This is a genomic window from Marinobacter flavimaris, assembly GCF_002933295.1.
Taxonomy (GTDB): Bacteria; Pseudomonadota; Gammaproteobacteria; order Pseudomonadales; family Oleiphilaceae; genus Marinobacter; species Marinobacter flavimaris.
In genome coordinates this window covers 1-13242 of sequence record NZ_PSSW01000003.1, presented here as the reverse complement: position 1 = coordinate 13242, position 13242 = coordinate 1, and the positions used below count along the sequence as shown (strand labels likewise).

Here is a 13242-nt window from a genome sequence, read left to right as displayed (position 1 = left end):
GTCAAAAGGCATGCCGGCACAATACCGCGGGCATCCCGACATACAGGCTAAAAGACCGACCTATGATACTAGAGATTCTCGAATACCCGGATCCCCGTCTACGCACCATTGCCAAACCGGTAGAAGAGGTGACAGACGCCGACCGCAAGCTGATCGACGACATGTTCGAGACCATGTACGATGCGCCCGGCATTGGCCTTGCGGCCACCCAGGTGAATGTGCACAAACAGATCATCGTTATGGATCTGTCCGAGGACAAGAGCGAGCCGCGGGTGTTCATCAATCCCGAGGTGGAAGTGCTGGACGGCGAACGAGAAGCCATGCAGGAAGGTTGCCTGTCTGTGCCCGGTTTCTACGAAGACGTTGAGCGGATCGAACACTGCATGATCCGTGCAATGGACCGGGACGGCAAACCGTTTGAACTGGAAGCGAAAGGCCTGTTGGCTGTCTGTATCCAGCATGAGATGGATCACCTGAACGGCAGGTTGTTCGTTGACTACCTGAGCTCTCTCAAGCGCAACCGCATTCGCAAAAAGCTGGAGAAGCAGCACAAGAAAAGTGCCTGATCAGGCTTTGGCCTAGCCCAAAACCAGACACTATTCCGGACCGGGTCATGACCCGGTCTTTTCGTATACAACGGAACAGAGATCACTACACCGTGCGACTTGTTTTTGCTGGTACACCGGATTTTGCGGCAACCGCGCTCCGCGCCCTGATTGCAGCCGGCCACACCATTGTTGGCGTTTACTCCCAGCCGGATCGTCCCGCCGGCCGTGGCCGGAAGCTGCAGCCCAGCCCGGTCAAGCAGGTGGCGCTGGACCACGGGATCCCGGTCTTCCAGCCCGAAACACTGAAAACGCCCGACGCCCAGAAACAATTGGCCGATCTGAATCCGGACGTGATGATTGTCGCGGCCTACGGTCTGATCCTGCCGAAGGCGGTCCTGGACATTCCAACCCACGGCTGCCTGAACATCCACGCCTCGCTGCTGCCGCGCTGGCGCGGCGCCGCACCTATTCAGCGGGCCATAGCGGCAGGCGATACGGAAACCGGCATCACCATCATGCAGATGGACGAGGGCCTGGATACCGGCGCCATGCTGTTGAAATCCCTGACCACCATCGAGGACAACGACACCGGCGGCAGTCTCCACGACCGCCTGGCTGAACTCGGTGGCCAGGCCATCATCAAGGCCCTGGAGCTTCTTCAGAAGGGCGAACTCACCGGGGAACCCCAGAACGACCAGCTGGCCTGCTACGCCAGCAAACTGAGCAAGACCGAAGGCCATATTGACTGGGCCGCAGATGCCATAGCGATTGAACGGCTGGTTCGCGCCTTTAACCCCTGGCCCGGAACCTACACCGATCTGGGTGACCAACGCATCCGGATTCACGAAGCCCAGGCCCTGGTTACCGCCAGCGACGCTTTCCCCGGCACCGTAGTACAACGGGACCGGGACGGGATCGACATTGCCTGCGGCAACGGCACCCTGCGCATCACCCGTCTCCAGCTGCCGGGCTCCCGCGCCCAGAGCGTGAACGACCTGATCAATGGCGGCAAGGAACTGCTCATGCCCGGCCAGGAGCTGCGCTGAGATGGGCGACCGACAACACCCCATGCGCGCCATCGCCGCGGGTGTGATGCTTTCCGTGGAGAATGGCCAGTCCCTGTCCCAGTGCCTGCCGCCCGCACTGAACCGCCTGCCCGCCAATGAACGCCCGGTTCTCCAGGCGCTCTGTTACGGCACCTGCCGCTGGTTTTATCGCCTGGACGGCGAGCTCAACAGCCGGCTGAAAAAACCTCTGCGCAAGCCCGACCGCATCATTCATCACCTGATGCTGGTTGCCCTGTTCCAGTTGCGCTTCAGCCAACAGGCCAATTACGCCGTTCTCAATGAAACCGTTGAAGCCTGTCGCGCCCTGGACAAACCCCATCTGACCGGGCTGGTGAATGGTGTGCTCAGGGCCGCGGAGCGGGAAGGCGCACAAGAACCGGCAGACGATGCCGCCAGGTTCAGCCACCCGGTGTGGATGGTGGAAAAGCTCCGCCACAACTGGCCGGAAGACTGGCAGCACATTCTCGACGCCAACAATGCCCAGGCCCCCATGACCCTGCGGGTAAATGCCCTCCGTTTTGCCCGGGATGAGTATCTTGGCCTGCTGGCTGAGGCCGGCATCGAAGCAAAGGCAACGCGCTTCGCACCCCACGGCATTCAACTGGCCACTCCGGTTCCTGTCGACCGGCTGCCCTGGTTCGCCGATGGCGCTGTCAGCGTGCAGGATGAGGCCGCGCAATTGTGCACCACCCTGATGGACCTGGCGCCTGGCCAGAGGGTTCTCGATGCCTGTGCCGCTCCCGGCGGCAAAACCTGCGCGATTCTGGAGAGCTGTGGCGAGCTGGCAGAAGTGGTCGCCATCGACGAATCCGCTGATCGCCTGCCCAGGGTTCAGGAGAATCTGGACCGACTTGATCTCAACGCCACCCTGAAACAGGCGGATGCGGCTGCGACCGAACAATGGTGGGACGGCGAGGCATTCGATCGCATTCTTCTGGACGTGCCCTGCAGCGCCAGCGGCGTGATTCGCCGCCACCCTGATATCAAGTTATTGCGCCGTGAATCGGACATTACCCCCCTGGCGGCCATACAGCTCGGGTTGCTGGACGCAATGTGGGCTATCCTGAAACCCGGAGGCCGGCTGGTGTATGCCACCTGCTCGGTGTTCCCGCAGGAAAACCACCGTATAATTCAGCGGTTTTGCAAGCAGCAGACCGATGCCATTCTCGTTGAGCCGGAAGCTCAATGGGGACGCGATATGGGTGCGGGGCGGCAACTGCTCCCGGATCCGGACAGCCATGACGGCTTCTTCTACGCCGTGCTGGAGAAACCCGAACCATGAAAATCCTGATTCTCGGTGCCGGCCAGGTCGGCGGTACCCTTGCCGAAAACCTAGCCAACGAAGCCAACGACATCACCATTATCGACAGCGATGGTGCCCGATTGCGCGAATTGCAGGACCGGCTCGACATCCGCACCGTTCAGGGCGCGGCGTCCTATCCCACGGCACTGCGACAGGCCGGGGCCGAAGACGCCGACATGCTGATTGCCGTCACCAACAGTGACGAGACAAATATGGTCGCCTGCCAGGTGGCCAAACTGCTGTACAAGACCCCGACCACCATATGCCGGGTACGAGCCAACGCCTATCTGGCGAAATCCGAACTTTTCTACCAGCGCGACCAGACCAAGGACCTCGACAGCCTGCGGGGCTTTCCCATTGATGTTCTGATCAGCCCCGAACACCTGGTGACCAAACACATCACCCGACTGATCGAGAACCCCGGCGCCCTCCAGGTACTGGAGTTTTCCAAGGGCCTGACCCGCCTTGTGGCCATCCGTGCCACCAAGGGTGGCCCGCTGGTGGGCCATGAGCTGTCTTACCTGCGCACCCACATGCCCAAGATCGATACCCGGGTGGCGGCCATCTTCCGCAAAGACCGGGCGATCATGCCCGAGGGCAACACGGTGATTGAAGACGGGGACGAGGTGTTCTTCATTGCCGCCGGCGACCACATCAAGTCGGTGATGAGCGAACTCCAACCCCTGGTCAAACCCTACAAGCGCATCTTCATCTGCGGGGGCGGCAATATCGGTCAGCGGCTTGCCCATACCCTCGAGAACCGGTACCAGGTCAAACTGCTGGAGCGGGACCACGAGCGCTGCGTCATGCTCTCGGAGAACCTGCGTAAGACCGTGGTTCTGGAGGGTAACGCCGCCAACAAGGATATCCTGCTGGAAGAGAACATCGAGAGTACCGATGTGTTCTGCGCAGTGACCAACGATGATGAAGCCAACATCATGGCGTCGCTTCTGGCCAAGCGCCTGGGCGCCCGCAAGGTCCTGACCCTGATCAACAATCCGGACTACGTGGATCTGATTCAGGGGGGCGACATCGACGTGGCCATCTCGCCCCAGCAGACCACCATTGGCAGCCTTCTGACCCACGTTCGCCGGGGTGATGTTGTGAACGTTCACTCACTGCGCAGGGGCGCAGCGGAGGCAATCGAAGCGATTGCCCACGGGGATCACAGGTCTTCGAAAGTGGTCGGTAAACGGCTTGATGAAATCAACCTGCCAGAAGGCACCACCATCGGCGCCATCGTGCGCCGCAACGAAGTTCTGATCGCCCACGATCACCTCCGGATCCAGCCGGACGACCACGTAATCCTGTTCCTGGTGGACAAAACCCGCATCCGGGATGTGGAAAAACTGTTCCAGGTGGGTCTTACCTTCTTCTGACTTAGAAATACACAGCCAGCACGCGTATAATGCGCCTTTCTTTTTTCGGAGCGCCCCGAAGGACAACCGGGGCGCCACACACAGACTGATCAGCAGGCAACCGTCGTGACAGACAAGGCAACGAAACAGACAACTCCGGATATCGGGACCTTCCAGGGCCTTATCCTGGCTCTGCAGAATTTCTGGGCGCAGCATGGCTGCGTGGTCCTCCAGCCACTGGACATGGAAGTGGGTGCCGGCACGTTCCACCCGGCCACCTTCCTGCGTGCCATCGGGCCGGAAACCTGGAACGCCGCCTACGTTCAGCCCAGCCGCCGTCCTACCGACGGCCGTTACGGTGAGAACCCGAACCGCCTGCAGCATTACTACCAGTTCCAGGTGGTTCTGAAGCCATCACCGGACAACATCCAGGAACTGTACCTGGATTCCCTGCGGGCGCTGGGGCTGGACCCGCTGGTTCACGACATCCGGTTTGTGGAAGACAACTGGGAGTCCCCGACGCTGGGCGCCTGGGGTCTGGGCTGGGAAATCTGGCTGAACGGCATGGAAGTGACTCAGTTCACCTACTTCCAGCAGGTTGGCGGCCTGGAATGCTTCCCGGTGACCGGCGAACTGACCTACGGGCTTGAGCGGATCGCCATGTACCTGCAGGGCGTCGACAGCGTGTACGACCTGGTCTGGACCGAGGGCCCGGACGGTGTGGTCACCTACGGTGACGTGTTCCACCAGCAGGAAGTGGAGATGTCCACCTACAACTTCGAGCACGCTGACACCGAGTTCCTGTTTCATAGCTTTGATGTTCACGAGCGGGAGAGCGCACGGCTGATCGAAGCCGGCCTGGCCCTGCCAGCCTATGAACAGGTTCTCAAGGCCTCCCATACTTTTAACCTGCTGGACGCCCGCCACGCCATCTCGGTTACCGAGCGTCAGCGCTTCATCCTGAGGGTTCGCACCCTGGCTCGTGCCGTCGCCCAGGCGTACTTCGACAGCCGTCGCTCGCTTGGCTTCCCGCTCGCCCCCGAGGCGTTGCGCAAGGAAGTCCTTGCCGCCGCTGAGGCCGCCGACGACAAGGCGAAAAGCAAGAAGGGCAAGAAAGCGAAGAAGGCACAGCAGGAACAGGGGAACGCATAACCATGGCAACACAGGATTTTCTGGTCGAACTGGGCACCGAAGAACTGCCCCCCAAGGCCCTCAAGCCGCTGTCTGACGCCTTCACCCAGGGCATTGCCCGGGGCCTGGAAGAAGCGGGCATCGAATTTGGCAAGGTTGAAGCCTTTGCCGCTCCGCGCCGCCTGGCCGTGCGGATCCGGGATCTGGCTGACTCCCAGCCGGACAAGTCGGTTGAAAAACGTGGCCCTGCCGTCAAGGCGGCATTCGACGACGCTGGCAATCCGACCCGCGCGCTGACCGGCTTTGCCACCTCTCTGGGCGTAACCCCGGACCAGCTCGACACCCTGGAAACCGACAAGGGTGCCTGGGTGGTCTACCGCACGGTCGAGCAGGGCAAGCCCACCGTAGAGCTGATGCCAGAATTGGTGGAGCAATCCCTGGCCGGCCTGCCGATTCCCAAGCGCATGCGCTGGGGTGGCCACCGTACCGAGTTCGTGCGTCCGGTCCACTGGGTAGTAATGTTGTTCGGCAACAAGGTGATCGAGGCGCCCATCATGGGCCTGACTCCGGGCAACAAGACCCGCGGTCACCGCTTCCATTGCCCGAAATCCCTGATCGTACCTACGCCGGGTGATTACGAAGTCGTCCTCAAGCAGGAAGGCTATGTGATTGCCGATTTCGCCGAGCGCCGGGAACAGATTCGCGCCGGCGTCACCGAGCTGGCCGAGAAGGAAGCCGGTGGCAAGGCCGTCATCGATGAGGACCTGCTGGACGAAGTCACCGCGCTCAACGAGTGGCCAGTGCCGTTGATGGGCCGATTCGAGGAACGGTTCCTTGAGGTTCCAGCGGAGGCCCTGATTTCCTCTATGAAGGAACACCAGAAGTACTTCCACGTGGTGGCCGCCGACGGGGAAATGCTGCCGCTGTTCATCACCGTGGCAAACATCGAAAGCAAGGACCCGTCACAGGTTGTTTCCGGTAACGAGAAAGTGATCCGGCCCCGGCTCTCCGATGCCGCGTTCTTCTACGAGACCGACCGGAAGACCAAACTCGAGGATCGCATCGACGCCCTCAAGCCCATCGTGTTCCAGGAGAAACTGGGGAGCATCTACGACAAGTCTGTGCGCGTTGCCGCCCTGGCCAAGAAAATCGCCGACGCCATCGGCAGTGATCCGGCCCTGGCCGAGCGCGCCGCCATGCTGGCAAAGACCGACCTGGTTACCGAAATGGTCCTGGAGTTCACCGACCTGCAGGGCATCATGGGCCAGTACTACGCCGCTAACGACGGCGAACCGGAAGACGTGGCCAAGGCACTGAACGAACAGTACATGCCCCGTTTCGCCGGCGACGATTTGCCAACAACCCTGACCGGCTGTGCCATTGCCATCGCGGACCGTCTGGACTCCCTGGTGGGCCTGTTCGGCATCAACCAGCCGCCATCCGGCACACGGGACCCGTTCGCCCTCCGCCGGGCCTCCCTCGGGGTGCTGCGCATTATCATCGAGCGCGAACTGCCGCTGGACCTGCAAACCTGCTGCGAGTGGGCCGAAGAGAACTTCACCGTGCTGACCGAGCAGAACACCGCCAGCACCGTGGTGGACTATATGCTGGAGCGCTTCCGTGCCCACTACGACGAACAGGGCATTGGCGCCGAGGTCTACCTGGCCGTTCACGCCCGCCGTCCGACCCGCCCGCTGGATTTCGACCGCCGGGTAAAAGCGGTAGAAGCCTTCCGGCAGCTGCCCGAAGCGCAGGCCCTGGCCGGCGCCAACAAGCGGGTTTCGAACATCCTGACCAAACAGGGTGGCGACAGCATCGGTGAAACGGTCAACGCCAGCCTGCTGCAGGACAGCGCCGAAAAGGCCCTCGCCGAGCAGGTCGACCAACAGGCCGCGAAGGTTCTGCCGCTGTTCGAGAACGGCGACTACGCCAGTGCCCTGAGTTCACTGGCCAGCCTGCGGGCACCGGTGGACAACTTCTTTGATGAAGTGATGGTCATGGCCGACGACGAGGCGGTAAGGAACAACCGGCTGGCGCTGCTGAACCGCCTGCGCAACCTGTTCCTGCGCGTTGCGGATATCTCCCTGCTGCCCACAGCAGGCTGAGGCCGGACCAAGGGGCACGCGCACAGCGATGTTGATCATTCTCGACCGGGACGGGGTCATCAACGAATACGATGGCAATTACATCTGCTCGGCAGATGAATGGCACCCCATTCCCGGCAGCGTTGAAGCGGTGGCCCGGCTCTGTATTGCCGGCCATCGCATTGCCATCGCCACCAACCAGTCAGGCATCGGCCGCGGCTACTACGACACCGATGAGCTGGATGCCATGCATGAGAAGCTCGAGCAGCTGGTGGAAGCCCAGGGTGGCTGCATCGACTTCATTGCCTACTGCCCCCACCACCCCGACGACCAGTGCTGCTGCCGCAAGCCACTGACCGGTCTGCTGGAGCAGATCCGCGAGCATTTTCATCTCGCCAGCCTTGAAGGGGTCATCATGGTGGGAGACAGCCGCAAGGACCTGGAGGCCGGCCACGCTGAAGGGTGTCGTCCGGTCCTCGTGCGAACCGGTAACGGACTGGACACCGAACGCCACCTGGACGCCAGACCCATACCCGGCGCCGATGTCAGTATCTATGATAATCTCAGCAAATTTACGGACGCCCTTTTATCCGCCGAGGGCTGGTAAAACCGAAGCGAATCCGTATAATACCGGCCGTTGATCGGCGTGTGGCGCAGCTTGGTAGCGCACTTCGTTCGGGACGAAGGGGTCGCAGGTTCGAATCCTGCCACGCCGACCATTTTCCCGCTTTGATTCCTTCCCGTGTTAAAACTCCCTGCTTAACTGCAAGCCAGCTGTCCACGGCACCACGTCGTACTCGCTTTTGAATGAAGTCTGCCCCTGCAAAGGATCCGTCGCCTTATAATCGATGGAAATATCGCCCTCATAAAAGACTCGTGCGACAAACATGTCTACCGTCCAGTCGCCTGCCAAATCGCGAATCTGTGCACCCAGAGAAACCTGATGGTAATCATCGAACGGTGTCAGCGGCGAACGCGTCTCGATGGTGACGGGAGATTCGTCAAACAAATAGCCTGCCTTCAGTGACCATGTTGGTGCGACCTGCCAGATTGCGCCAACCCGCCACTGCCAAGTGTCTTTCCAACTCTGAACCTGCTCCTCGGACGGCTGCTCGGCAGGGAAAGCCGCCGGCGTCTTCTCGCGGGATACGACCGACAGCGCCGAAGCATCACTCCATTTCGCCCAAGTTGCTCCGGCAAGCAGTTCAAGTGTGTCACTCCATTGGTGAGCAAGACCGACACTCAGGCTTTGAGGAATCGTGATCGGGACTTCTATCTGCTCAGAGACAGTTGTTTGAGTCAGACCACTGGCTGACAGGGTGGGGAAGTTGTTGATGGTGCCGGTACCCTTCAGATTGAATTCGGTGCCCGTGCGGGCAGCGAGTCCAAGCGACGTTTCAGGAGTCGCCTGCCAGAGCAGGCCGACAGTGAACTCCAATGCAACATCATCTCCCTCCAATGTCGCGTAGCCATCGTTCAGAGTGCCGCGAGGAAGTGAAAAACGTGATTCGATGCCACTGAAATCAACTGGATTACGCTGCTCGGCATCGGCATAAAGCACATTGATGCTGCCACCCAATGAGAATCCCTCGCCGCTGTTTACCGCAAAGGAGGGACTCACACCGTAGGACACCAGTTCAATTTCATCACCAATATATCGCCCTGCAAAAGCATCGCCGTAATCGAAGCCGAGGCCGTAAGGAACGTAGACCCCCAGACCGACATCCAGCCAGTCGTTCACTTCATGGGTAAGGTAGGCATTGGGTACTGCAAACGTTTTAACGTGATCACCACCACCATCACCGACAACCGGATCGCCATTGGCACGGGTTGCCGATGTTTGGGAGTCCCTGCCCACGGCGTCGATCTCGAAAACGATCGCACCCAATGAGATGTTGGTGCCGGAAAGCTGGCTCATCCCGGCGGGATTGAAAAAGATCGTGGAAGCATTTTCCGGGTTGGCAACACTGCCTGCGTTGCTGACTGCGGAAGTACTGGCACTTTGATCACTATTGGACAGACCGCCCGCAGAAGCGACCAATGGAGTAAATACAGATACGAGGAGAACTGAACGAAATTCCTTTACAAAACCTGACCTTGAACTATACATACAGCATCCTTTTGAGTAGGCTCCGAAGTATAGATTTCAACGACACATCGCTCCACGTGACTGTGTCAAAAGTTGTAAATTGAATAACTCAGGTGTTTGGCCAAGGCGGGAAAGCTGGATGTATCGAATCGGAAGGGATGCCTGCAAAACTCAAATTATCACTCTTTTTTTCTGTTTTTTTGCTTCTTTCGTTTTGCTGGCTGACGAAAACAAGCCAGGGGGCTTTCTTGATCTGGAACCCCGAATCGAAGTCTTTCAGGGCGATTGGGATAAAGCCGATCGTCCCGATTCATCGGCAAAGGGGTGGACACCTCTTAGTGAAACGTCTTTCAGGGCCGATGATAGAAGAGAATTTGTCTGGTTACGCGCGGAGATAAGCAAGACTGAGCTCACGACAAAGCCCTGGCTTTTACTCCATCCCTATATTCAGAAAGTAACAGCATTTGTTGACGGAAAAGCTACAACCGCTGAACCGGTGCATTTCTGGAGCAACCCTGACGACCGGCCACTACCGCACCACTTCATCGCAATCCCCCTAAACACCGTGGATCTGAATCCATCAGCGCAGAACCACACGATCCACATCAGGGTCGAGCCGCTTTTTCACATCAATACATTCTTCTATCTGCTGAATGACCTTGAGCTGGTGAAGGAACTGACCTTTCACACGGCTCTGGCATTTGCATTGCTGGCCATGATCGCAATCATGGCGATTTATAATCTCCTTCTTTATTTCAGTGTCCGAGATTCCGTATACCTTATCTACGTAGCGGCATCTCTTTCCGCCTTGGCTTATGCTTGTTTGCTCACAAATATCGCAGTTTATTTTGTGGATGCTTCGGGCCTGAATCCCAAACAAGGATTCCTGGCTGGGTTAGTAACTTTCATCATTCATGTGCTCCTCTTTCAACGGCTGCTGGATACCGGGAATAAATATCCTCGCATCCACAAGCTTGCTAGTGTCATTGCTGCAACTGGCTTTATATGGCTCATTCTATCGCCTCTCCTTACTTATGATGTCCTTGTATTAGGTTGGATGGTACTTGGCTATCCGGTTTATTTTGGGGCACTTTTTATTGCCTTCCAGCTAGCAAAAAGCGGATATCATCCCGCAAGATACTTTATCGTCGGTTGGGTTCCCTATCTTGTTGCGGTCATCCTGACAGGCGTCGAATACGCCTCTCTTATAGAACCGACCAATTGGGTGTCCTACTTCGTACCAGTTGCATTAGCATGGGAAATGGCCCTGTTCTCACTAGCCCTGGCATCACGCATAAAAATCCTCCGCGACGAACGCGACACCCTGCAGGCCCAGCAGATCGAAGTCAGCGAAAAAGCCCGTGAGGCTTTAGAACGCAGTAACCGTATCAAGGATGACTTCCTGAATGCGGTCAGCCATGAACTGCGCACGCCCCTGCACACCATCCAGGGCCAGCTGGATATGCTTCGGGAGGCACCGCTGAACCGGGAGCAGAACGATGCGTTCCGTCTCATCGAGTACGCCAACCTGCGGATGACCCGACAGGTCGGCGGCATTCTGGATTTCGTTGATGCCCAGGACGAGAACCTGCTCAGCTCGCCCCAGGTGTTCGAGCCTCAGTCCCTGTTCGACCTGCTCGAATACGAGTTCCGGGAAGCCGCAAGGGCCAAACCGGTTTCCCTCGCATTCGGCATGGAAGACTCAGTACCTGGAAAGGTCTTCATGGATGGTTTGATGCTTGAAAAGGTCCTGTACCAGCTCATCGATAATGCCGTGAAGTTCACATCTGCAGGGGGCGAAGTGCTGGTTCGAGGGAGCAGACTGACAGACGATTCCGTTTTGCGGATTCTGGTATCAGACACTGGGCCTGGTATCCCGGATGCACAGAGGGAGAAAGTATTCCAGGCCTTCAGGCAGGGAGAAGCTGGCCTCACTCGGCGTTACGGCGGTGTGGGCCTGGGGTTACCCCTTGCCAGTTCTCTGGCCAATGCCCTTGGCGGCCAGATGAGAGTTCTTGAAACATCGGATCACGGCACAACGCTGGAAGTCACAGTACCCTACGGCGATGTTCACCAGTCAGAGCACCACGATCCAGACCAGCTGAGCCTTGGCGACGTGATTCAGGTGCCCAGGGTTCTTGTCGTGGAAGACGACGCCGGTAACCGGATGATTCTTCGCAAACAGCTCGAGAAAATAGGGGTGATTTCAGAGGGGGTCCAAAACGGCCTGGAAGCTGTACAAGCCGCCATGAACGAACCGTGGGATATGATTATCATGGATTGCCAGATGCCAGTCATGGACGGCATTGAAGCCACTCGTGAGATCAGATTGAAAGCCGCCGCCAACCTGGACACACCCATTATCGCGGTTACCGCCAACGCCAGTGAAAGCTATCGGACCCAATGTCTTGAGGCCGGCATGGATGACTACTGCACCAAGCCGCTGCGAATGGAAAAGCTGCAACGACTTGTTACTCACTATGCAGAACACCGTGTCGTCACAAGAGTACGTGAGCAACGAGGACTCAAGGATTCGCTGATAGATTCATGACAGTAATCGGGCATGCCGGATTACAGCAACGGCTCCACAGGCAACAGAGAGAACAGATACACCAATGCCCGTTTGAAAGGGCCGGTATTCGGCTCGTGGCGATGCTCAATCGTTTCTGTACCCGTGAATTCCAGCCACCGGAGATCGCCTTCTTTATCCAGCACAACCTCATAAGCCGCCAGCCTCACTTTCTCGGGAAAGGCGGATTCCAGTGCGGTCGCCAGCTCCGGGCTCTTGATCAGAAAACCCAGCTCGGTGTTCAGATTCGCTGAACGGGGGTCGAAATTGAAGGAACCAACGAAAAGCGACTGACCATCTACGGCAAAGGTTTTGGCGTGAAGGCTGGCGGCCGAGCTGCCGGCAATGCCGCCAGGGCTCGACTTGCTGTCTGCATCCTCAGACCTGAATTTGCGCAGCTCGAACAACTCAACGCCTGCCTTTAATAGGGCCTCCCGGTATTTCGCATAGCCTGAATGCACCAGGGCGACGTCGTTGGCTTCCAGGGAGTTGGTGAGAATCCGCACCTGCACACCGGCGCTTTCAAGCTCGCGAAACAGCTCAACGCCACGATTACCGGGAACGAAGTAGGGCGAAACCAGGGTCACTGTCTTTTCAGGTTCACCCAACGCCAGGGCCAACTGTTGGCTCAATCGACCCTGCTCTCCTTCGAGCCCCTGGGCCTTGGCAGGATCATCGCTCACCATCTCTACCGGCGCCCAGACAAAAGAGACCTCCCGGTCCAGCAATTCCCTGAGAAACTCTGAATTCTGCAAAGCAGCCACGAAGCGCCGGGCTTCAGCATCCTGTTGAACGGAAGCAAGATCGGCTGCCATAGCATCCAGATCCTCCTCATCGGCCCCTGATAGCAACCGATCCGCCGGATACGCGGACTGACTCGCCCAGTAGCGATCAAAATCCCTGGAAACACGATCCACGACAGGCCCGATCGCCAGAACGTCCAGATCCGCGAAAAGGGCACCGTCACCTACACCTGCATATTCCGGCCCATCGTGACCACCCATTCCGTTTGAACGTGACCGCCTGTTCCGGGCGATCGTGACCGCTCATTCCGTTTTATCGTGACCGATTTCGGGCGTTTTTCCGGAATCGC

The 13242-nt window shown here is 58.4% G+C and carries 10 protein-coding genes and 1 tRNA gene; 9 read left to right on the top strand and 2 right to left on the bottom strand.

Translation table 11 applies throughout. From position 1 onward, the window contains the following. The first annotated feature begins 62 nt into the window (after positions 1 to 62). The 8 genes from def to MDHKLMBL_RS06075 all read left to right on the top strand — a co-directional run bounded on the left by def (position 63) and on the right by MDHKLMBL_RS06075 (position 8210). Positions 63 to 566 carry a peptide deformylase gene (gene def, locus MDHKLMBL_RS06110; protein WP_008176668.1) on the top strand — a complete coding sequence of 168 codons (504 nt, stop codon included), beginning with the start codon at positions 63 to 65 and terminating at the stop codon, positions 564 to 566. A gap of 92 nt (positions 567 to 658) precedes the next feature. Continuing rightward, entirely contained in the window at positions 659 to 1594 is a 936-nt protein-coding gene (gene fmt / locus MDHKLMBL_RS06105) for a methionyl-tRNA formyltransferase (RefSeq protein ID WP_104270576.1), read from the top strand. A 1-nt stretch (position 1595) separates the two neighbouring features. Continuing rightward, on the top strand, positions 1596 to 2897 hold the full coding sequence (gene rsmB, locus MDHKLMBL_RS06100) for a 16S rRNA (cytosine(967)-C(5))-methyltransferase RsmB (protein WP_053113429.1): 1302 nt from the start codon (positions 1596 to 1598) through the stop codon (positions 2895 to 2897). Next, complete coding sequence (trkA, locus tag MDHKLMBL_RS06095) at positions 2894 to 4297, top strand: Trk system potassium transporter TrkA (RefSeq protein ID WP_008176663.1); 1404 nt, start codon at positions 2894 to 2896, stop codon at positions 4295 to 4297. The genes rsmB and trkA overlap by 4 nt, the downstream gene beginning before the upstream one ends. Before the next feature lie 105 nt (positions 4298 to 4402). Continuing rightward, positions 4403 to 5428 carry a glycine--tRNA ligase subunit alpha gene (gene glyQ / locus MDHKLMBL_RS06090; RefSeq protein ID WP_041645858.1) on the top strand — a complete coding sequence of 342 codons (1026 nt, stop codon included), beginning with the start codon at positions 4403 to 4405 and terminating at the stop codon, positions 5426 to 5428. Between the two features lie 2 nt (positions 5429 to 5430). Further along, a complete protein-coding gene (gene glyS, locus MDHKLMBL_RS06085) occupies positions 5431 to 7512 on the top strand; it encodes a glycine--tRNA ligase subunit beta (protein WP_104270366.1) in 2082 nt (693 codons plus the stop codon). Between the two features lie 28 nt (positions 7513 to 7540). Further along, the gene (gmhB, locus tag MDHKLMBL_RS06080) at positions 7541 to 8098 is read left to right on the top strand and encodes a D-glycero-beta-D-manno-heptose 1,7-bisphosphate 7-phosphatase (protein ID WP_014578870.1); all 558 of its coding nucleotides are present in this window, start codon (positions 7541 to 7543) and stop codon (positions 8096 to 8098) included. Between the two features lie 35 nt (positions 8099 to 8133). Then, positions 8134 to 8210: transfer RNA gene (locus tag MDHKLMBL_RS06075), tRNA-Pro, on the top strand. A gap of 26 nt (positions 8211 to 8236) precedes the next feature. On the opposite strand, the gene MDHKLMBL_RS06070 is transcribed toward MDHKLMBL_RS06075, so the two are convergent. Further along, the gene (locus MDHKLMBL_RS06070; RefSeq protein ID WP_104270365.1) at positions 8237 to 9601 is read right to left on the bottom strand and encodes an OmpP1/FadL family transporter; all 1365 of its coding nucleotides are present in this window, start codon (positions 9599 to 9601) and stop codon (positions 8237 to 8239) included. 118 nt (positions 9602 to 9719) lie between these two features. Between MDHKLMBL_RS06070 and MDHKLMBL_RS06065 the strand changes: the two genes are divergently transcribed. Continuing rightward, a complete protein-coding gene (locus MDHKLMBL_RS06065) occupies positions 9720 to 12131 on the top strand; it encodes a 7TM diverse intracellular signaling domain-containing protein (RefSeq protein ID WP_104270364.1) in 2412 nt (803 codons plus the stop codon). Between the two features lie 20 nt (positions 12132 to 12151). On the opposite strand, the gene MDHKLMBL_RS06060 is transcribed toward MDHKLMBL_RS06065, so the two are convergent. Next, complete coding sequence (locus MDHKLMBL_RS06060; RefSeq protein WP_241956184.1) at positions 12152 to 13153, bottom strand: phospholipase D-like domain-containing protein; 1002 nt, start codon at positions 13151 to 13153, stop codon at positions 12152 to 12154. Between the last annotated feature and the right edge of the window lie 89 nt (positions 13154 to 13242).

Coding starts and splice junctions, on each gene's coding strand:
- MDHKLMBL_RS06070 (WP_104270365.1), bottom strand. CDS start 9,601: ATGTATAGTTCAAGGTCAGGTTTTGTAAAGGAATTTCGTTCAGTTCTC.
- gmhB (WP_014578870.1), top strand. CDS start 7,541: ATGTTGATCATTCTCGACCGGGACGGGGTCATCAACGAATACGATGGC.
- MDHKLMBL_RS06060 (WP_241956184.1), bottom strand. CDS start 13,153: ATGGGTGGTCACGATGGGCCGGAATATGCAGGTGTAGGTGACGGTGCC.
- def (WP_008176668.1), top strand. CDS start 63: ATGATACTAGAGATTCTCGAATACCCGGATCCCCGTCTACGCACCATT.
- rsmB (WP_053113429.1), top strand. CDS start 1,596: ATGGGCGACCGACAACACCCCATGCGCGCCATCGCCGCGGGTGTGATG.
- glyS (WP_104270366.1), top strand. CDS start 5,431: ATGGCAACACAGGATTTTCTGGTCGAACTGGGCACCGAAGAACTGCCC.
- MDHKLMBL_RS06065 (WP_104270364.1), top strand. CDS start 9,720: ATGTATCGAATCGGAAGGGATGCCTGCAAAACTCAAATTATCACTCTT.
- trkA (WP_008176663.1), top strand. CDS start 2,894: ATGAAAATCCTGATTCTCGGTGCCGGCCAGGTCGGCGGTACCCTTGCC.